Raw genomic sequence first — 18,780 nt, forward strand, 5'->3', positions numbered from 1 at the left:
CAGTGCCACCATCTGATGGGGCAAACGGGATGAGGAAAGTACAACGCAGCACCCTGTGGCAACGCTCAGCGCCCGTTCGGCAACCCTCTCGACCGCTGATCCGAGCGGGTACAGAAAAATCGAATCTATTGCGAACGTGTCGATCGGAACCTATGCACGGTGCGAAGCCCGTGTCCTATAACCCTCATGAGGTGAACGATCATGGCCAGTAACAAGCAAGGCGGTAGCCAGAGCGGTAGCGGTCAGAAAGGTAGTGGCAACAACTTCGCAAACGACCGCGAGAAGGCTTCCGAAGCCGGCAAGAAAGGCGGGAAGGCCTCCGGGACTTCTCACGACAAGTCTTCGGAATCCGGACGCAAAGGCGGTCGATCCTAAACGTGCGACGCGCGGCGCCTGCCTGTGACGCCGCGCGTTGTCGATCTCAAGGAGCACCCTCATGCGCACCCTCCCGATCCTTTGCCTGTCGACCACGCTGGTCCTGTTGAGCGGCTGCTTCGACCGCACCGACCACCCGGCCAAGGATGCCGACCAGAGCAAACCCTCCCTGCTGATGAAGCAACCCGACAAGCCGATCACGAGCCCTACGGCCGAAACCGAACCAACGTCTTCCTCAGAACAAGATCATTGAAGTCCAAGAGGGCCGCCCCATGACCGTCATGACCCGCAAGGCGACCACCGCCCGAACTGCCGCTCCAGCCAACGTGCCCGTGACCGCCACCACGCTCAAGGATCGCTACCAGGCCCTGCTCGCCGGGCATCCTGTCGACAGCGCGCGCTGGCTCGCCCAGCAGCTGGAAGGCACGCGTGCCATGGCTGACGACCTGCCGGACACCGCCGCTGGCCTGGACGACTGGACCGCGCGGCACGCCGCCCGTGTCGCGTCGGCCTATGCCGCCTACCTCAAGGCCCGCCAGGACGGCGAACCCCGACGTTATTTCGCCAATCGTTCCCAGGCACTCTACTTTCTCCAACAGGTGACGCCGACCAAGCTGGTCGATGGCGCCTGGCTGTATGGCACGCTGCAGCATTGGCAGGACCCGCGCTACCACGGGCTGATCCGTACCTACCTCGAAGAGCTGGGTGATGGCGACCTGCGCAGCAATCATGTCTCGATCTACCAACGTCTGATGAGCCGGCTCGGGTGTCTCGAGGCGGTGCCGTTGGACGATGGGCGCTACCTGCAAGGCGGCATCCAGCTGGCGCTCGGCATGCACAGCGATGCGTTCCTGCCGGAAGTCATCGGCTACAACCTAGGGTATGAACAGCCTCCGCTGCACCTGTTGATCACCACCTACGAGCTGGCTGAACTGGGGATCGACGGGTTCTATTTCCAGTTGCACATCACCATCGACAACGCTGCCAGCGGGCATGCGCGCAAGGCCATCGAGGCCCTGCACCAGCTGTGCCCGGCACACGAGGCCGAGGCCTTCTACGAACGCGTACGCCAGGGCTATCGCCTGAACGATCTGGGCATCGACACGCCCTCGTTGATCGGCGCCTTCGACCTGCACGGTGAACTGGTGGCGAGCCTGGAGCGCAAGCGGGTGTTCGGCCAGTTCATGCACGCCGACCATTGCCGCCTCGAAGGCCGCACCATCAACCAGTGGCTGGCGCCCGGCGAGAGCATGTCGGCCTTCCTGACCGCGCTGGAAAACCAGCGTTGGGTCCGCCGTGGGGCCGACCCCATGGAGAGTCGTTTCTACCGATTGCTGGAAGGTCCGACCGCCCCCATGTTCGGCGTCTTCAGCCCCTATGAACGCCAATTGTGGCATGACTGGATCGCAGCCGACTGGCAAGGTCCGGCGCCACGCCGAGTGATGCCGGGCAAATGGGAGGCCTCGTTGAAGATCGACGAGCCACCTGCGGCGCGCGCCAGCAAGGCCTCGGTCCCGGAACTGATCGAGCAGATGTTCGGCAGCTGGCATGCCTTGCCCGAGGGGCTGCAAGCGACACGTGACTACATTCGCCATACCGGCCTAGCGGAAGGGAGACCCTGCTGATGGTGTTGTCCGACCCCCCGATTCATGATCATGGCCTGAGCCAGACCGATGCGGCCCTGCTGGAGCTGGCCTACTGGCTCAAGCAGGCGCGCTATCGCTTCACCAGCGTCACGCCAGTCACCCACCAGCGCAACAACGCCCGTGCCACCGCCCAGCAAGCCTCCACCTTGCGTGACGTGTTCGGGTGGAACCGTCCTTTTTCCCTCGACTTGCTCGATGACGACCGCCTGCAGCTGATGGCCGCTGCCGAAGTACTCGCCGAGCAGGGCAAGACCTTCCGCAGCCAGGTGCGTTGGTCGACCCTGGACGATCTGCTGCTGGTGCATTCCGGGTACCCGACCGACCGTACCGATGCAGTGTTCTTCGGGCCGGACAGCTACCGCTTCGCCCGTGTCATCCAGGCGCACGTGCAGGCGCACCACCAGCACATCACGCGGGCCGTGGACATCGGCTGCGGCAGCGGGATCGGTGGCCTGTTGATCGCCAAGTCCGTGCCTCATGCCGAGGTCCTGGGCGTTGACATCAACCCGCTGGCGTTGCGCTATACCCAGGTCAACGCCGCCACGGCCGGCGTGAAGAACCTGACGGCGCAGCGCAGCGACATTCTGTCCGACACCACGGGTACTTTCGATCTGATCGTGGCCAACCCTCCGTACATGGTCGATGAGCAGCAGCGTACCTATCGCCATGGCGGCGGCAACCTGGGCAGTGACCTGTCGTTGCGCATCCTCGAGCAAGCGTGCGAGCGTCTGAGCGTGGGGGGCAGCCTGCTGCTGTATTCCGGCATTGCCATCGTCGAGGGACGCGATGGGTTTCTCGAGGCCGTACGCCAGCGCCTGCAGGGCCAGGCCTGGAGCTGGACCTACGAAGAAATCGATCCTGACGTGTTCGGCGAGCAGCTCGAGGAACCCGGCTATGAGGCCGTCGAGCGTATCGCGGCGGTCAGCCTGACCGTGACGCGCGTTCATTGAAGAAAAAGACCTGCCTTCGATGACTGTCGAGGGGAGCTGGAAGGACCACTGATTCACGCTTGAAAGGAGAGCAAGACCATGGGCGAAATGCCGAGTTACTTCTGGACCATCGTGACGATCCTCATCGTGCTGATGGACATCTGGGTCATCGCTAGCGTGTTCCGCAGCGAGAAACCGTCAGGTACGAAGATGATGTGGGCCGTGCTGGTGATCGTGCTTCCAGTGGCAGGGTTGGTGATCTGGGCACTGATGGGCCCTCGTGGGATCAAGCGCGGCACCGGGCCGACGTCGGATGAACACAGCAAGGGCTAGCCGACACCGTCACTGAAGGCAGTACGTGATGGAAGGGGGTGGCCTTGGGCTGCCCCTTTTTTCGTTTCTGGAGCAGCTGCTGAACTGTGCCGTGAACAGGCGCAGCTCAAACCTTTCAGCTTGGCCTTACCGTTCATCGGGCGACGTCTGCATCGCAGCAAACCCTCGTCACCTTCAGGGCCTCGTATTTCTTGAGCGCGTCATCAGGCGCAAGGCATTTTTCTCAGGAGGTAGGCCCCATGTCCAATACCACTCGCGATCAGTTCAGCATGCAGAACCCCCTGACCCAATACCCGCAACCGCCATTCCCTGACCAGCCACAAAGCCCGCCTGGCCTGGACAAGGACATGACGCCCAAGCCGGACTGTGGCGAAGACAGCTACAAGGGCTTCGGCCGCATGAAAGGGCGCAAGGCGCTCATCACCGGTGCCGACTCCGGTATCGGCCGTGCCGCCGCCATTGCTTTCGCCCGTGAAGGCGCCGACATCGTGCTCAACTACCTGCCCGAAGAGGAGCCCGATGCCCAGGAAGTGGTGAAGTTGATCGAAGCCGAAGGCCGCAAGGCGGTCGCATTGCCCGGTGACCTGAAGGACGAAGCCTTCACCCGCAGCCTGGCCCGCAAGGCCCATGAGGCCCTGGGCGGCCTGGACGTGCTGGTCAACGTGGCCGGCAAGCAGGAAGCGCGCAAGGACATCAGCGAGATTACCTCGGAACAGTTCGACCACACGATGAAGACCAACGTGTACTCGCTGTTCTGGCTGTGCCAGGAGGCCGTACCGCTGATGCCCGCTGGCGCGACCATCATCAACACTGCGTCGATCCAGTCGTACCAGCCTTCGGCGACCCTGCTCGACTACGCCAGCACCAAGGCGGCGATCGTGGCCTTCACCAAGGCCCTGGCCGGTCAGGTCATCGAGAAGGGCATTCGGGTCAACGCCGTGGCGCCCGGCCCGGTCTGGACCGTGTTGCAGCCAAGCGGTGGCCAGCCACGTGAGAAGATCCCGGAGTTCGGCAGCCAGGTGCCGATGAAACGCCCAGGCCAACCGGCCGAATGCGCGCCGCTGTACGTGCTGCTGGCGACCCAGGAGTCGAGCTACATCACGGGCGAGATCTTCGGTGTCACCGGTGGCGACCCGCTGCCATGAGGCATGACGCCCGGCCGTGCGGTCCGACCGACGCGGTGCGGGGCTGACGCTAGACTGAAGACGGGCGCTGCGGCGCTCGTTTTCGTTCGTGCCATGAATGGATTTTCGTCAGGAGCCTCACAATGCCTCGAGCCATCTGGAAAGGCGCCATCAGCTTCGGCCTGGTGCACATCCCGGTTTCCCTGAACACAGCGGTGAGCAGCGAGCGGATCGACTTCGACTGGCTCGACAAGCGCAGCATGGAGCCGGTCGGTTACAAGCGGATCAACAAGGTCACCGGCAAGGAAATCGCCAGCGAGCACATCGTCAAGGGCGTGGAGCACGAGAAAGGCCGTTACGTGGTGATCAGCGAAGAGGAGATCCACGAGGCGCGCCCCGAGGCGACCCAGACGATCGACATCTTCTCGTTCGTCGACGCCAGCGAGATCCCGCTGCAGCACTTCGACACCCCCTATTACCTGAGCCCCGACAAGCGCGGTGGCAAGGTCTATGCGCTGCTGCGCGAGACCTTGGCCGGCAGTGGCAAGGTGGCCTTGGCGACCGTGGTGCTGCACACCCGGCAGCACCTGGCCTTGTTGCGGCCGCTGGAAGACGCGCTGGTGCTGATCACGCTGCGCTGGCCCAACGAGGTGCGCGGGCTGGAGGCCTTGGAGCTGGACAAGAGCGTGACCCAGGCCAAGCTCGACAAGCGCGAGCTGGACATGGCCAAGCGCCTGGTCAGCGACATGAGCGGCCATTGGCAACCTGAGGACTACCACGACGCGTTTCGCGAGACGATCATGGAGCTGGTGGAAGAGAAGGCCAGCAAGGGCAAGATCAGCGTAGTGGCGCGGGATACGGACGAGGAGGGCCAGAAGAGCGCCGACATCATCGACCTGACCGAACTGCTCAAGCGCAGCCTGGGGGGCAAGCGCGGCACGGCCAAGGCGGCTGCGGCGAAGCAGGCCGAGCCGAAGAAGACGACCCGCAAGACGGCAGCCAGCAAGGCGTCTGCCGAAAAGGAAAAGGAAAAGGAAAAGAAGCCGGCCAAGCGGACGCGCAAGGCGTCGTGAGGGGGGGGTGGTAGGAAGTTTCGAGCTTCAAGTAGATCGGGATCGCGGGAGGCTGATCTTGCGGCCCCTGGCGGGGCCGATCGCGGCACTGGGGCCGCTCCCACACCCGTAGTCCCTCCGCGGGGTTGTGGGCTATCGCGATCTCCTGTGGGGTCCCTCCGCAGGGTTGCAGGCTATCGCGGTCACCTGAGCAGCCCCAATGCCGCGATGAGCCGCAAAGCGGCCCTAAAATCGATTAGCAATGAAGCTCCGGATCCAGAGATCTGAGTGTGGGAGCTGGCTTGCCAGCGATAGGGCCCTGTCAGGCGCCGTCTGCATCGCGGGCAAGCCTACCTATCAGCCCATGAGGCCGCCTCCTTCAGCCCAGGACTCACACCGTTCAGAAGTCATACGCCAGCTTCGTGTACCAATACCCACCCCCTGGATGAAACGGCGAGTTGCCATAGGCCGCCTGGTTGCCGTTGGGGTTGGATACGCCGTGCTTGTCCGGGCGCACGTCGAACAGGTTGGTGCCGCCCAGGCCCAGCGTGAGGCTGTCGAACAACAGGTAGGACAGGTCCAGGTCGGTGATCCACTTGGCGCCAAAGCGGCGGTCCTGGGCCGGGTTCTGCTGCCAGGTCTCGACCTTGCCGTAACGGGTCGTCTGCAAGGTGCCCGTGAAGTTGCCGAGCGTCCATTGCCCGCCCAGTACCCACTTGGTCTCGGGCAGGGCCGCCACCAGGTCGCCCTCGCGACCGTGGCCCACGACCTGCAGACCGGCATCGGCCAACCCCTGGGGTGTGCTGCGTGTGCCGCGCACGGTGGTCTTGTTCCAATTGAAGCCCAGCGTCCAGCGCACCTCGCCGAATGCACCGTACGTGCTGGTATGGTCACCCACCAGGTCGAGCCCGCGGGTGCGGGTGTCGAAGGCATTGGTGTAGTAGTTGATCCAGGTCGTGCGGGCCAGCCCCAACCCCGCGAGCACATCGCCCACCGCGCCGCTGCCCCCGCGTCGGTCATAGAGGTTCTCGGTCAGCAGGATACGGTCATCGATGTCGATCACATAGGCGTCAAGGGTCACGCTGGTGCGCCGGGCCGGCTGCCAGGTCAGGCCCAGGCCGGCATTGCGCGATTTCTCAGGGTCCAGGGTATCGCCGCCGAACGCCTGCGCGGCGGCGCTGCCCGGGGCCACAGTGCGGCGCAGGGCCGGCACCACGTTACCGTTGGCGTCCAGCGCGGTGCGGTTGTCGCTGACGGTATAACCGGTCTGGGTCAGCGACGGCGCGCGCAGACCGCTGCCCAGCGTGCCGCGCACGGCGACGGTGTCGGTCAGGGCATAGCGTGAATTGAGCTTGAAGCTGGCGGCGCGCCCGGTGTCATCGCCGTAATGCTCCAATCGCGCGGCACCGCCCAGGTACCAGCGTGGCGTCAGGTCCAGGCCCAACCCGACATAGGCGGCGTAGACGTTGCGCTGCATATCGGCTTCGTCTTCGGGGCGGATCGTCAAGGCGGCCTGGGCACCGACCGCGGTCTGGCCGTTGGCCAAGGCGTACAAGGGGTTGGGACGGCCGTCGGCCAGTGTCGCCGGGTAGGTGTAGGGACCAATGCCGTAGGCGATGGGGTCGCCGGCAAAGGTGCGGAAACGCTCCCAGCGGTGCTCCAGGCCTGCCGAGACATGGGTCGGCACCGCCAGGCCGAACAGACCATCGAAGGTGCGGCGCAGGTCGAGGTTGTTCACCCACTGGTCGAACTGCAAGGTGGCCAAGTCGTCGAACGAGGTCGGTGAGGCCGGCCCGTACGTGGGGTTGAGGGTCAGGTCGCTGGACTGCTGATTCTTGTTGCGTCCGTAGCTGGTGGACAGGTCCCAGTCCCAGCGGTCGATCGTCCCCCGCGCCCCGAGCAGCCATTGGTAATCGGTGTCCTTGAGGTTGTTGAGCGGATAGTAGCCGTCGGGAAACAGCTCGGGGATCGAGGCGTTGCTGTTGGGCAGACGGTAGTTGTTGTAGGCCTCGAACGTGCGCTCGGCATAGGTGGCGAACGAGTACAGGCTCAGGTCGTCGCTCAGCGGCAGTTCGGCGTTGTAGCCCAGGTTGAACGCCCGCAGGTCCGGGTCGCCGTTCTTGACCGCACGGTGGTCCCAGGCAGCCTGGCGGTCGTCTTCGAAGTAGGCGCGATATCCAGGGTCGGCCTTGTCGATCCAATGGGCGGCGCCTCGCTTGCGCGCCTCGCCCGAGAGGTGCAGGAAGCCGCCGTCGCCGAGGGTGAAGCCCTGGTCGCCGGTCAGTTTCAGGGTCTCGCCCTGGCCGCTGTAGAGCTGGCCATAGCTGCTTTCGTAATGGCCGCCGGCGTCGGCGTCCTTGAGGATGATGTTGATCACTCCGGCTACCGCATCGGCGCCGTATTGCGCGGCAGCGCTGTCCTTGAGCACCTCGATGTGCGAAACGGCGCTGACGGGAATCATGTCGATGTCGACCGCGTTGGCGCCGCTGTTGTCGGTGGAGCCGCTGGCCGGCAGGGCGCTGTTGTGGCGCCGCTTGCCGTTGACCAGCACCAGCGTGTAGGCCGGCCCCAGGCTGCGGTTGCTCAGCGGCCGCACGCCGGACTGGAAACCGGCGATGTTGGTGCCGAAGTTGAACGAGGGCAGCAGCTTGGCGATGGCCTCGGACAACTCGGCGCGACCGGTGCGCAGTAGTTGCTCGCTGCTGATCACGTCGATCGGGGTCGGGCTGTCGACCACCGTGCGCTGGCTGGCCCGTGCGACGGTCGTGCTGGAGGTGACCGTGACCGTCTCCAGGCGGGGTTCTTCAGGCGAAGGTGCAGCAGTGGCCACCGGGGTCAACAGATAGACCAGGGGCAGGGCGATGAAAGGGGGTCTAGACATCATGTCCTCGAACGTACGTGCGCGTATAGGCACCTGGCCGTCAGGGCCAGGTGATGGAAAGTCGAAAATGCGTCGATGGCGGCCCAGGCACCCTTCGCTTTGCCTGAGCACCACAATCCACCCAGTACGCTGGGTCGTCGTTCAAGGGCTGCGGCGCAGCCCATCGCGGGCAAGCCCGCTCCCACAGGTGCCGGGGTTGCCTGTGCGGGCGCGGCAGCGAAGCCAGTCCGTCAGACGGCATGGCCCGTGGTGGGAGCGGGCTTGCCCGCGATAGCGCCCGTGCAGACGCTCCAATGCGAAGGCCGTCAGGCCACCGCCGCCTGCTCGCGCCGCAGTGTGTTGCGGTTGGTCGGCACGCTCAGGCCGAAGCTGTCGCGCAGGGTCTGGCCGGTGTACTCGCTGCGCATCAAGCCGCGCGCCTGCAGCAAGGGCACCACCAGTTCCGTGAAGTACTGCAGGCCATCGGGCAGCAGCGAGTTGATGATGAAACCATCGGCGGCCCCGTCCTCGAACCAGTCCTGCAGGGCATTGGCGACCTGCTCGGGCGTGCCGGTGAAATCCCGGCGCGGGCGCGAGAAGCGCAGCGCCAGTTCGCGCAGGCTCAGGCCTTCGTCGCGGGCCAGTTGCTTGAGCTGATCGGAGGTGCCTTTGTGGCTGTTGTCGCCGAGGGCGCCTAGGTCGGGGAACGGTGCATCCAGGTCGTGCTGGCTGAAGTCGTAGTCGTTGAACGGCCGGCCCAGGGCGACCAGGGCATCCTCGATGCTCACCAGCTCGACCGCCTGCTGGTAGCGGCGCTCGACCTCGGCGGCGTCCCGGCCGACGATGGGCCGGATGCCTGGCAGGATGAACAGCTGGCTGGGATCGCGCCCATGGGCGGCAGCACGCTGCTTCAGGTCGCGGTAGTAGGCACGGGCATCGCTGAACGACTCCGGGTTGACGAAGATCGCATCGGCGTTCTGGGCGGCGAAGGTGCGCCCGTCCTCCGACACGCCGGCCTGGAAGATCAGCGGCTGGCCCTGGGGCGAGCGCTGGATGTTCAGCGGCCCCTTGACCTTGAAGAACTCGCCCTGGTGGCCCAGGGTGTGCAGCTTGGCCGGGTCGAAGAACTCACCGGTCTGCTTGTCGCGGGTGAAGGCATCGTCTTCCCACGAATCCCACAGGCCCTTGACCACCTCGACATGCTCGCGGGCGATGCGGTAGCGCACTGCGTGGGGCGGGTGTTCGGCCTTGCCGAAGTTGTCGGCCGTGCCCGAGAGCCAGGAGGTGACCACGTTCCAGCCGGCGCGACCGCCACTGATCAGGTCCAGCGACGCGAACTGCCGAGCGACCTGGAACGGCTCGCTGTAGCTGACCGTGACCGTCGCCACCAGGCCGATGTGCGAGGTGACCGCCGCCAGCGCCGACAGAATCGTCAACGGCTCGAAGCGATTGAGGTAGTGCGGGCTGGAACGCGCATGGATGTGCAGGCTGTCGGCGATGAAGGCGAAGTCGAACTTGGCGCCTTCGGCCAGCAGCGCCTGCTGCTTGTAGAAGCCGAAGTTGACACTGGCATCGGCCAGCGCCTCGGGATGACGCCACTCGCCCCAGCCATGGCCGACACCGTGGATCATCGCGCCCAGATGGATCTGTCGTTTACTCATGCTCGGTCTCTCCTGATGATGACCTGGTCGGTGTGCGCAGCCGCGCCGGGCTACGCGTCTTTTGTCAAATCGCCACGGGCAGCACGCGCCGTGAATGCCCCGGTATCGCCGCGATCAGTTCGCGCGTGTAGGCGCTTGCCGGCTGGCTGAGCACCTGCAGCGCCGGCCCTTGCTCGACGACCTGGCCACGGCGCAGCACCACCACCTGGTCGGCCATGCTGGCCACCACCGCCAGGTCATGGGAGACCAGCACGTACGCCATGCCCAGCGTGTGTTGCAGGGTTTCCAGCAAGGCGAGGATCTGCGCCTGCACCGACACGTCCAGCGCGCTGACCGGCTCGTCGAGCAGCAGCACGTCGGGCTCCAGGGCCAGGGCCCGGGCGATCGCCACCCGCTGGCGCTGGCCCCCGGACAGCTCGTGGGGCAGCCGGTCGAGCAGGTGCACAGGCAGTTGCACCTGGGTGATCAGTGTCTGGGCCCGGCGTACCAGGGCCTGGCCCTTGAGCAGGCCGAACGCGACCAGTGGCTCGACGATGCTGTCGAACACGGTGAAGCGTGGATCGAGCGCGGCGAACGGGTTCTGCTGGACCAGCTGGATGCGCCGGCGCAGGGGTCGCAACTGCCGCCAGCTGCGGGTGCCGACGTCGACGCCGGCGAACGTCACCTGCCCCTGGCTGGGCGTCTCCAGGCCCAGGGCCAGACGCAGCGCCGTGCTCTTGCCCGACCCCGATTCCCCGACGAGGGCCACGGTCTGTCCGGCGTGCACGTCCAGGCTCAGGCCGTGCAGGGCCGTGAAGGGCTCGGCCCTGCCAGGGACGGCGAAGCGCTTGCCGACTGCCTGCAGGCGCAGCAGCGGCGCCTGGCCCTGCACCGCGCCTGGCCGGCGGCGCGGCACGAAGGCTGGAGCGGCCGCGAGCAGGTCGCGGGTATAGGGCTGCCGGGTGCCCCAGAGGATCTGCCGCGGCGTGGCGTGTTCGATCAACCGCCCGTGCTGCATCACCAGCAGGCGGTCGGCGCGGTCGCAGGCCATGCCCAGGTCATGGGTGATGATCAGCAGCGAGAGACCGCGTTCGGTTACCAGGGCTTGCAGGTGATCCAGGATGCGCCGCTGCACGGTCACGTCCAGGGCACTGGTGGGCTCGTCGGCGATCAGCACCCGTGGCTCGCCGGCCAGGGCGATGGCAATCAGCACGCGCTGGCGCATGCCCCCGGACAGTTCATGGGGATACTGGCGCGCGCGCAGCGCCGGGTCGTCGAGACCGACCTGGGCCAGCAACGCCTGCACCTCGGCCTCCAGCCCGGCGAAGCGTCGGCCACGGGCCAGCACCAGGGCTTCGGCGATCTGCTGACCGACCCGCAGCGTCGGGTTGAGGCTGACCATCGGGTCCTGCGGCACCAGGCCCAGGGTCCGTCCGCGTACCTGACGGCGGGTCCGCTCGCTGGCATGCGCCATGTCGGTCCCCTCGACCCACAGCTGGCCGTGGTCGATGCGGGCGGTGTCCGGCAGCAGCCCGAGCAGCGCATGGGCCAGGGTCGACTTGCCCGATCCGGACTCGCCGACGATGGCCAGGGTTTCGCCCTGCGCCAGGCTGAACGACAACCCCCGCACGGCCTGGGTGCGTTGTCCGGCGGTGGCGTAGCTGATGCTCAGGTCGCGCACGTCGATCACAGGGGAAGGGGTCATCGAGCAGGCTCCTCGGCGCTGCGCGCCAGGTGATTGAGGCTGAACACCACGGCCACCAGGAACAGCCCCGGCAACAAGGAGACCCATGGGGCCGTGATCAGGAAATGACGGCCGTTGGCGATCAGCGTGCCCCATTCCGCCGCAGGGGGTGCGGCGCCGAAGCCCAGGAAGCTCAGCCCAGCGGCAGCGAGGATGGCCGCGCCGACATCCAGGGTGGCGAGCACGGCCACCGGCCCCCGGGCGTTGGGCAGGACATGGCGCAGCAGCGTGCGCGTCCAGCTGGCGCCGCCCAGGCGCGCGGCCTCGACGTAGGGCAGGGTCTTGACGCGCAGCACCTCGGCGCGGGTGGTGCGGGCGAAGCCTGGGATCAGGCCTATTCCCACGGCGACCGCCACCGGCACCGTGCCAAAGCCGATCGCGGTGACGATGGCCAGGGCCAGCAGCAGGCCGGGCAGGGCCAGCAGCACGTCGACCAGGCGCATCAGCACGGCGTCCACACGGCCGCCGGCAAAGCCGGCCAGCACCCCCAGGCTCAGGCCGCCGGCCAGGGCGATGGCCACGGCCAGCAGCGCGGCCAGCATCGACAGGCGCGCGCCGTAGACCACACGGGTGTACAGGTCACGGCCCAGTTCGTCGGTGCCGAACCAGTGCGTCAGGCTCGGCGCGCTGAGCTTGTCGGCCGGTGAGGTGGCATAGGGATCGAAGCCGGTCAGCAGCGAGGGTGCCAGCGCCGCGAGCAGGGCGAACGCCAGGATCAGCAGCGCCAGGCTGAAGCCCGGACGGCGCAGCAGCGGACTCAGCCGTTGCTGCCAGCGTTGCCAGCGGGTGCGCGGCGTCCAGCCCTTGGCTGGCTCACGGGCAGCCGAGGAGCTGGGTACAGGCAATGGGATATCGACGGTCATCTCAGGTCACCTTGGCCGTGTGGGTGATGCGGGGATCGAGGCAGGGGTAGAGCAGGTCGACCAGCAGGTTCACCACCACGAACGCCGCGGCGGCGACCGCGACGATCGCCAGCACCACGGGGATGTCCTGACGCAGCACGGCTTCCTGGGCCAGACGACCGACCCCGTTGCGCGAGTAGATGGTCTCCACCAGCACGGCACCGGACACCGTGTTACCCACCTGCAAGCCGACCAGGGTCAGCAGTGGCAGGGCGGCGTTGCGCAGGGCATGGCGCGCTTGCACCTGGCCCCGGCTCAAGCCCTTGGCGTAGGCGGTGGTGATGTAGGGCGCCTGCCAGACGTCCTGGAAACCCCGTTGCAGCACCTGGGCGTATAGCGCGGCGCTGGGGATGGCCAGGGTGATCGCCGGCAGCACCAGGCTGTCGAACCCCTGGCTGCCGGTGGCCGGGAACCAGCCGAGGGCGAAGGCGAAGACCTGGATCAACAGCAACCCGACCCAGAACACCGGCACGGAAAACCCCAGGGCCGGCAGGCGCGTCAGGGCGACCTTCAAGGGCCGCCACTGCACGTAGGCGGTCAGGCAGGCCAGGCCAATCCCGGCCAGCAGGGACAGGACGATGGCGGCACCCGCCAGGGTCAGGGTCTGCGGCAGGCGCTCGGCCAACAGCGCAGTGACCGGTCGTCCCAGCGACAACGATTGCCCGAAGTCGCCCTGCAGGGCGCGCCAGAGCAGGTCGGCGTACTGCTCGAACAGCCCTTTGTCCAGCCCGTAGTAGGCCCGTGCCTTGGCCAGGTCTTCGGGCGACAGACCGTCGGCTTCCAGGCCCGAGGCACTGAGCATGATCGCCAGGGTGTCGCCGGGCAGCAGGTAGAGGATGAAGTAGGTGATGGTGTAGGCCCCCCACAGCACCAGCAGGGCCTGACCGACGCGACCTGCCAAGTAGCGCTTCATGGCTGCTCGACCTGGATGTCGCCGAGCAGGGCGAAGCCTTCGGCCGTCCAGCGGAAGTCCTTGACCCGGGGCGCGGTGGCGGCCTGCCAGACCCGCTCGTACAGCGGGAAGGCGGACGCTTCATCGACCAGCAGGTCCTGCAACCGGCCGTAGGCCTGAGCCCGCTGGGGGTCGGTCCTCGCGGTGAGGCCCTGGTCGAACAGCGCCTGGGCCTGGGGCAGCACGTCAGCGGCATAGGCGTTGGTGGCCAAGGTGGCGCTGTTGGCGGCCCGTGGGTCGAGGATGGTCTGCAGGATGATCGGGTCGGCACGGGTCATGTAGGTGGAGGTCAGGTCGTAGTTGCCCGAGGCGTTGCCGGCCACCCATTCGGCGCGGGTCAGCACGTTGAGCTTGAGGTCGATGCCGACCTGGCGCAGCTGATCCTGCACCAGCACGTCGCCGGCGCTTTCGGCGGGGGTCAGGTTGTAACGCAAGGTCAGGCGCTGGCCGTTCTTGTGCCGGTAGCCGTCTTCGCCCTTGTGCCAGCCGGCCGCCTCGAGCAGTTGCTCGGCACCTCGGGGGTCATGGGCGAGCTTGTCGTGCTGTGGCTTGAAATACGGCGTGGTGGTGTCGTACACGCCGCTGACCACGGGGAACTGGTCGTTGAACACGGTGTGCGCATAGCTCGTGCGGTCGATGGCCTTTTGCAGCGCCAGGCGTACTTGCCGGTCGGCCAACAGGCGCTGGCCACGGGTATTGGGGTAGAGGTTCAGGGCCGGCCCTGGCAGCGAACGGCTCTGCACGGTCGCTCCCTTGGATTGCAGGAGCTGCACATCGACCTCCGAGAACGGGTTGCGCGGCCACAGGATGTCGGCCTTGCCTTGCAGGAACAGGCCGTTGCGCACGCTTTCTTCGGGGATGTAGCGGATCTCCACGGCCGCCAGGTGCGCCGCGCCGCGATTGTGCATGGTGGCCGACGGCCAGGCGTAGTCGTCGCGCCTGACCAGGCGCGCGCCGACCTCCGGTGTGTAGTGCTCGAGGGTGAAGGGCCCGGTGCCGATGATCTTGCCCAACGACCGCTCCTGGGCCGTCAACGCGTAGCTGGCCGGGGCGAGGATCGCCAGGTTGGTGGTCGAGGTGGCTTGCAGGAAGCCGGCGTTGGGCGTGGTCAGGACCAGGCGCACGGTGAACGCATCGACCACATCGGCATGGTCGTAGCCGGCCAGGTAGGTCGCGCCGAAGGTCGCGGGCAGCTGGCTGGCGAACGCCTTGTTGCTGTCGAAGGCGGTCTTCACGGCCTGGGCGTCGAAGCGCTCGCCGTTGCTGAAGGTGACGTCCTGGCGCAGGTGGAAGGTGTAGCGCAAGCCATCGTCGCTGACCTCCCAGCGCGCCGCCAGCCAGGGGATGATGCGGCCGGTCTGCGGGTCCTGGTCGGTGAGGGACTCGGCGATGTTGCGCAACAGCACACGGTGCTCGAGCCAGTACACCTGGAACGGGTCGAGGCTGACCAGCGTGGTGTTGTCACCCCAGAAGGCGATGTTGAGCGTGTTGCTGGCCGCGTGGTCGTCGGCCGGTGAGCAGGCGGTCAGCGCCCAGGCCAGGGCCCCAAGGGCGAACAGGCGATGCAGTGCGGGCATGTGAAGTATCCTTCGAGGCAATGAACGTGAGTGCTGGCACCGATCGCTTCATCGGTCAGTCCGCCTTCATGGCGGGGATGCAACTGTTCTTTCTGCTTCAACTCGGCAGGCAGCGTCTTTTCGAGCGCTGCCTGGCAGCCCATCGCGGGCAAGCCCGCTCCCACACAAGGGTGGCGTTCTGGCCCATCGGCCGTGGGATCAACCTGTGGGAGCAACTGTCTTTTCTACTCCGTACAGGCCCGATCGCATGCAGCGCCTGGCAGGGCCTTATCGCTGGCAAGCCAGCTCCCACCCAGACCTCTGCACGCATCGATGCAGGCATGACTGCGCAAGCAGCGTGTGGGAGCGGGCTTGCCCGCGAAGCGGTCGCCCAGGCTCCGTCAGGCCTGGTAGTCACGTCCTTCGCGGTCCAGCTGTCGGATCAGCGCCGCCCAGTGCCGCTGGATACCTTCCCCCTTGCCATCGGAAAATCGCTTCGACTGTTCATGCACCTTGGCGATGGCCGCGGGCGAGGCGTGCAGCAATTGATCGGTGCCGCCGGCCTGGGCAGCGATCTGGATGTTGCAGGCCCGCTCCAGGCCATGCAGTTCACGAAAGGCATGCTCCACGCTGATGCCACCTGCGAGCAGGCCATGATTGCGCAGGATCAGCAGGTTGCGCTGGCCCAGGTTGGCCACCAGTCGCTGCTGCTCGTCCAGGTCCAGGGCCACGCCTTCGTAGTCGTGGTAGGCAAGGCGGCTGTAGTAGGCCAGGGCATGCTGGGAAATCGGCAGCAGCCCCTGGCGTTGGGCCGAGACGGCTGCACCGTCGCGGGTGTGGGTATGCAGCACGGCTTCGAGGTCGGGGCGGGCCCGGTGGATGGCGCTGTGGATGACATAGCCGGCCTGATTGATGCCCAACCCCGAGGGGTCGTCGATGATCGTGCCATCGACGTCGACCTTGACCAGGTTCGACGCGGTGATCTCGTCGAACAGCAGGCCGAAGGCGTTGATCAGAAAGTGCTCGTGCGGCCCCGGCACGCGGGCCGAAAAGTGCGTGTAGATGTGGTCAGTCCAGCGAAACAGCGCGGCCAGGCGATAGGCAGCGGCCAGCTTGACCCGCACCGCCCATTCCTCGGGACTGACCCGGTCGCGAACGCTGGGGGACTCGGCAGTGAAGGCAGACAATGAACTCATGGGGGTACGCTCCGGGGATCGGTGGCTGCGCGGGTGATCGACCGGCAGGGTCGACGGCGTCCGTGCAGCCTGGAAATGAAAGGCGGAAAGGCCTGCGGCTTGCGCCTTGGCGCCTGGGTCGGGTGTGGCACTCATGCACCTGCCTCCTTGAAGGCCGCCTGTCCTACGTGAGCGAACACCACATCGTCCTGCGGCGTATGGATGCGGCTGCACAGCACGTCGCGGTAGTGCCGCTCCAGGGGATTGCGCCGGGACAGCCCAGGGTTGCCCGCCGCTTCGACGGCCAGCTCCACGGCCTGGATGGCATGGGCGCTGACCAGGTGCTTGAGCTGCCCGGCGTGGGGCGACGCGACCTGTCCGGAGGCGGCAGCATCGAGCAAGGTCTGGTTGGCGAACAGCAAGGTATCGATGCGGCCGAGCACCGCTTGAAACCGCGGCAGGCTCGCCAGCGGTGCGCCCAGGTTGGACGGCGCGCGGCGCTTGAGAAAATGCACCAGCCAGTCGCGGGCGGCACGGGCCACGCCGTCGTACACCGCAGGCAGCAACACGGCCATCCACAGCAGGCCTTCGGCGTCGAGTTCGGCCCGTGGCGCACTGGCAGGGCTGACGCTCACGGCGTGCTCGAGCGGAATCAGCACGTCGTCGAAGCGCACGTCGTGGCTGCAGGTGGCGCGCATGCCCAGATGGTCCCAGTCCTCGACGATGGTGATGCCGGGGGTGTCGCGGTGTACCAGAAAGCCGCCGACCAACGGATCGGCGTCGTCGCTGCGGGCCCAGACCAGCAGCCACGTCAGGCCATGACTGCCAGTGGAGTAGAGCTTGCGACCGTCCAGACGCCAGCCCTCGGCCGTGCGCCGGGCCACCGTGGCGGGCAGGCCGCCCCGCGTTGGCGTACCCAGGTCGGGTTCGACGCGCAGGGCATTGATCAGGGCGCCATGCTGCACGGCGTCGCGGGCCACGCGGTGGCGCAGGTGCTCGGGCCAGCGCGCTTCATCCTGCAGGCGGACGTGCTGCAGGTACTGCATCACCACGATCAGGGCCGTGGCCGGATCGCCCTTGGCGATCGCACCGATCACCCGCCGGGCACTGACGAGGTCTGCGCCGCTTCCGCCCAGCGCGCGGGGCACGGTGAAGGCGAGCAGACCGTGCTGATGCAGCAGGTCGATGTTGTCCTGCGGGAAGCACGCCGTGCGATCGTAACGTTCAGCGTTGGCGGCGAGGGCCTGCGTCAGTTCGGCAAGGGTGCTGTCGGCGGGGTGACTCATGGGTTTCATCCCTGAATGACGGTGTCGTGCTAAGACCGTATTCGTATGGATGAGGCCTGTAAAAGTCTTTTTAGTTCTATGCTAATTATTTGTTTTATGAATTTATAGATTTAATCGTTATGCGTTATTCGCATCTAAAATCGAGCATCTCGAAGCGCACCATACTCCGCTTGCCAGACAGCGGGCCTGGCGATCGGCGGCTCATCCCGCCAGCTTGTGCCCGGCGATCTTGCCAAACAGCTCCACGGGCTCCTGCAGGTTGCCGAGGTAGCGGGGATGGAACAGCCACAGGTCCACCTGCGGCTTGAAGTCGCTGACATTGAGCACGTCCAGGGCCTCGCGGTGGCGGCTGGCCGCGAGCAGTGGCTCGGGCACCAGCCCCAACCCTTGTCCATTGGCCACCAACCCCAGCTGCAGCTCAGTCCCGAAGGTCTCCAGGTTGATCGACAGGCGCAGCCCTTGCTCGCTCAACGCCCGTTGCAAACCGGCGCGGAAGCCGCACCCATCGGGGTTGAGCACCCAGCCGCGGGCGTAGCAGTCCTTGAGCGTCTGGGTACGCTTGGCGCTGCCCTTGGCGGCCACCACCTTCAGCGGCATCCGTCCCAGCGACTGGCTGGCGATGCCCTCGGGGAAGATCTTGCCCGCCGGGAACAGGGCCGCGGCGGCGTCCAGTTCGCCGTTTTCCATGCGCGTGATGAGGCTGCTGCCCCAGCCACTGCTCACCTGGGTCCGCAGGGGCGGGTAGGCCTCGCGGATCTGCGCCAGGGCATCGAGCAGCACCACGTCGCCCAAGGTCTGAGGCACGCCCAGGCGCAGGGTGCCCGAGGGCGCCCCTTCGTGGGCCACCAGTTCGCGCAGCGCGTCGATCTCGCGCAGGATGGCCTTGCATTGCTCGTACACCCGCAGCCCCATGGGGGTGGGCTTGAGCGGTTTGGTGTGGCGGTCGAGCAGGGTGGTGCCCAGGTCTTGCTCGAAGTTCTGCACCCTCCGGGTGATGGCCGGTTGCGTCAGTTGCAGGGCTTCGGCGGCCAGGTTGGTGGACTGGCAACGGATGACCGCCACGAAGGCGTCCATATCATCGATTTTCATCGGCGGGGCTCACAGGTGAGATGGGTACACGAGGCACTGGCCTCATCGCACTCAGGATTCTATCGGATAAAAACGCATATTAGGTTATTCCTAAAATCAATTTAATTTATCGATTAG

At 66.4% G+C, this 18,780-nt stretch carries 14 protein-coding genes and 1 pseudogene; 6 read left to right on the forward strand and 9 right to left on the reverse strand.

Going from position 1 to position 18,780, the window contains the following annotated elements; translation table 11 throughout:
• Positions 1 to 436 precede the first annotated feature (436 nt).
• From APT63_09820 to APT63_09845, 6 genes and pseudogenes are all read left to right on the forward strand, one after another.
• The gene (locus APT63_09820) at positions 437 to 628 is read left to right on the forward strand and encodes a hypothetical protein (GenBank protein AMA45901.1); all 192 of its coding nucleotides are present in this window, start codon (positions 437 to 439) and stop codon (positions 626 to 628) included.
• Positions 629 to 647: 19 nt separating this feature from the next.
• Positions 648 to 2,000: a hypothetical protein gene (locus tag APT63_09825; protein AMA45902.1), complete on the forward strand. Its 1,353-nt coding sequence runs from the start codon at positions 648 to 650 to the stop codon at positions 1,998 to 2,000.
• Positions 2,000 to 2,971 carry an SAM-dependent methyltransferase gene (locus APT63_09830; protein AMA45903.1) on the forward strand — a complete coding sequence of 324 codons (972 nt, stop codon included), beginning with the start codon at positions 2,000 to 2,002 and terminating at the stop codon, positions 2,969 to 2,971. Before APT63_09825 ends, APT63_09830 begins: the two co-directional genes overlap by 1 nt.
• 78 nt (positions 2,972 to 3,049) lie before the next feature.
• Positions 3,050 to 3,283, forward strand: coding sequence for a hypothetical protein (locus tag APT63_09835; protein ID AMA45904.1), 234 nt, complete (start codon positions 3,050 to 3,052; stop codon positions 3,281 to 3,283).
• Positions 3,284 to 3,522: 239 nt separating this feature from the next.
• A complete protein-coding gene (locus APT63_09840; GenBank protein AMA45905.1) occupies positions 3,523 to 4,428 on the forward strand; it encodes an NAD(P)-dependent oxidoreductase in 906 nt (301 codons plus the stop codon).
• Between the two features lie 122 nt (positions 4,429 to 4,550).
• Positions 4,551 to 5,342, forward strand: a pseudogene (locus tag APT63_09845) (DNA repair protein).
• A gap of 517 nt (positions 5,343 to 5,859) precedes the next feature.
• Here the strand turns inward: APT63_09845 and APT63_09850 are convergent.
• The 9 genes from APT63_09850 to APT63_09890 all read right to left on the reverse strand — a co-directional run bounded on the left by APT63_09850 (position 5,860) and on the right by APT63_09890 (position 18,663).
• Positions 5,860 to 8,340, reverse strand: coding sequence for a ligand-gated channel (locus tag APT63_09850; protein ID AMA47850.1), 2,481 nt, complete (start codon positions 8,338 to 8,340; stop codon positions 5,860 to 5,862).
• 305 nt (positions 8,341 to 8,645) lie between these two features.
• Positions 8,646 to 9,980 (reverse strand): monooxygenase, encoded by a 1,335-nt coding sequence (locus APT63_09855; protein AMA45906.1) that lies wholly within the window; start codon positions 9,978 to 9,980, stop codon positions 8,646 to 8,648.
• 64 nt (positions 9,981 to 10,044) lie between these two features.
• Positions 10,045 to 11,664, reverse strand: a complete 1,620-nt coding sequence (locus APT63_09860; GenBank protein ID AMA45907.1) for an ABC transporter ATP-binding protein — start codon at positions 11,662 to 11,664, stop codon at positions 10,045 to 10,047.
• On the reverse strand, positions 11,661 to 12,566 hold the full coding sequence (locus APT63_09865; GenBank protein AMA45908.1) for an ABC transporter permease: 906 nt from the start codon (positions 12,564 to 12,566) through the stop codon (positions 11,661 to 11,663). Before APT63_09865 ends, APT63_09860 begins: the two co-directional genes overlap by 4 nt.
• A 1-nt stretch (position 12,567) precedes the next feature.
• On the reverse strand, positions 12,568 to 13,518 hold the full coding sequence (locus tag APT63_09870; GenBank protein AMA45909.1) for a peptide ABC transporter permease: 951 nt from the start codon (positions 13,516 to 13,518) through the stop codon (positions 12,568 to 12,570).
• Positions 13,515 to 15,134, reverse strand: a complete 1,620-nt coding sequence (locus APT63_09875) for an ABC transporter substrate-binding protein (GenBank protein AMA45910.1) — start codon at positions 15,132 to 15,134, stop codon at positions 13,515 to 13,517. The genes APT63_09870 and APT63_09875 overlap by 4 nt, the downstream gene beginning before the upstream one ends.
• Before the next feature lie 380 nt (positions 15,135 to 15,514).
• Positions 15,515 to 16,309, reverse strand: coding sequence for a class II aldolase (locus tag APT63_09880; protein ID AMA47851.1), 795 nt, complete (start codon positions 16,307 to 16,309; stop codon positions 15,515 to 15,517).
• 131 nt (positions 16,310 to 16,440) lie between these two features.
• Positions 16,441 to 17,574: an acyl-CoA dehydrogenase gene (locus tag APT63_09885; GenBank protein AMA45911.1), complete on the reverse strand. Its 1,134-nt coding sequence runs from the start codon at positions 17,572 to 17,574 to the stop codon at positions 16,441 to 16,443.
• A 201-nt stretch (positions 17,575 to 17,775) separates the two neighbouring features.
• On the reverse strand, positions 17,776 to 18,663 hold the full coding sequence (locus tag APT63_09890) for a LysR family transcriptional regulator (GenBank protein AMA45912.1): 888 nt from the start codon (positions 18,661 to 18,663) through the stop codon (positions 17,776 to 17,778).
• Positions 18,664 to 18,780 lie beyond the last annotated feature (117 nt).

This window comes from Pseudomonas monteilii, assembly GCA_001534745.1.
Taxonomy (GTDB): Bacteria; Pseudomonadota; Gammaproteobacteria; order Pseudomonadales; family Pseudomonadaceae; genus Aquipseudomonas; species Aquipseudomonas alabamensis.

Bases quoted from the DNA above. Each gene is read 5' to 3' on its own strand.
- APT63_09820 (AMA45901.1), top strand. From the start codon at position 437: ATGCGCACCCTCCCGATCCTTTGCCTGTCGACCACGCTGGTCCTGTTG.
- APT63_09860 (AMA45907.1), bottom strand. From the start codon at position 11,664: ATGACCCCTTCCCCTGTGATCGACGTGCGCGACCTGAGCATCAGCTAC.
- APT63_09830 (AMA45903.1), top strand. From the start codon at position 2,000: ATGGTGTTGTCCGACCCCCCGATTCATGATCATGGCCTGAGCCAGACC.
- APT63_09880 (AMA47851.1), bottom strand. From the start codon at position 16,309: ATGAGTTCATTGTCTGCCTTCACTGCCGAGTCCCCCAGCGTTCGCGAC.
- APT63_09840 (AMA45905.1), top strand. From the start codon at position 3,523: ATGTCCAATACCACTCGCGATCAGTTCAGCATGCAGAACCCCCTGACC.
- APT63_09875 (AMA45910.1), bottom strand. From the start codon at position 15,134: ATGCCCGCACTGCATCGCCTGTTCGCCCTTGGGGCCCTGGCCTGGGCG.
- APT63_09870 (AMA45909.1), bottom strand. From the start codon at position 13,518: ATGAAGCGCTACTTGGCAGGTCGCGTCGGTCAGGCCCTGCTGGTGCTG.
- APT63_09890 (AMA45912.1), bottom strand. From the start codon at position 18,663: ATGAAAATCGATGATATGGACGCCTTCGTGGCGGTCATCCGTTGCCAG.
- APT63_09850 (AMA47850.1), bottom strand. From the start codon at position 8,340: ATGTCTAGACCCCCTTTCATCGCCCTGCCCCTGGTCTATCTGTTGACC.
- APT63_09885 (AMA45911.1), bottom strand. From the start codon at position 17,574: ATGAGTCACCCCGCCGACAGCACCCTTGCCGAACTGACGCAGGCCCTC.
- APT63_09825 (AMA45902.1), top strand. From the start codon at position 648: ATGACCGTCATGACCCGCAAGGCGACCACCGCCCGAACTGCCGCTCCA.
- APT63_09855 (AMA45906.1), bottom strand. From the start codon at position 9,980: ATGAGTAAACGACAGATCCATCTGGGCGCGATGATCCACGGTGTCGGC.
- APT63_09835 (AMA45904.1), top strand. From the start codon at position 3,050: ATGGGCGAAATGCCGAGTTACTTCTGGACCATCGTGACGATCCTCATC.
- APT63_09865 (AMA45908.1), bottom strand. From the start codon at position 12,566: ATGACCGTCGATATCCCATTGCCTGTACCCAGCTCCTCGGCTGCCCGT.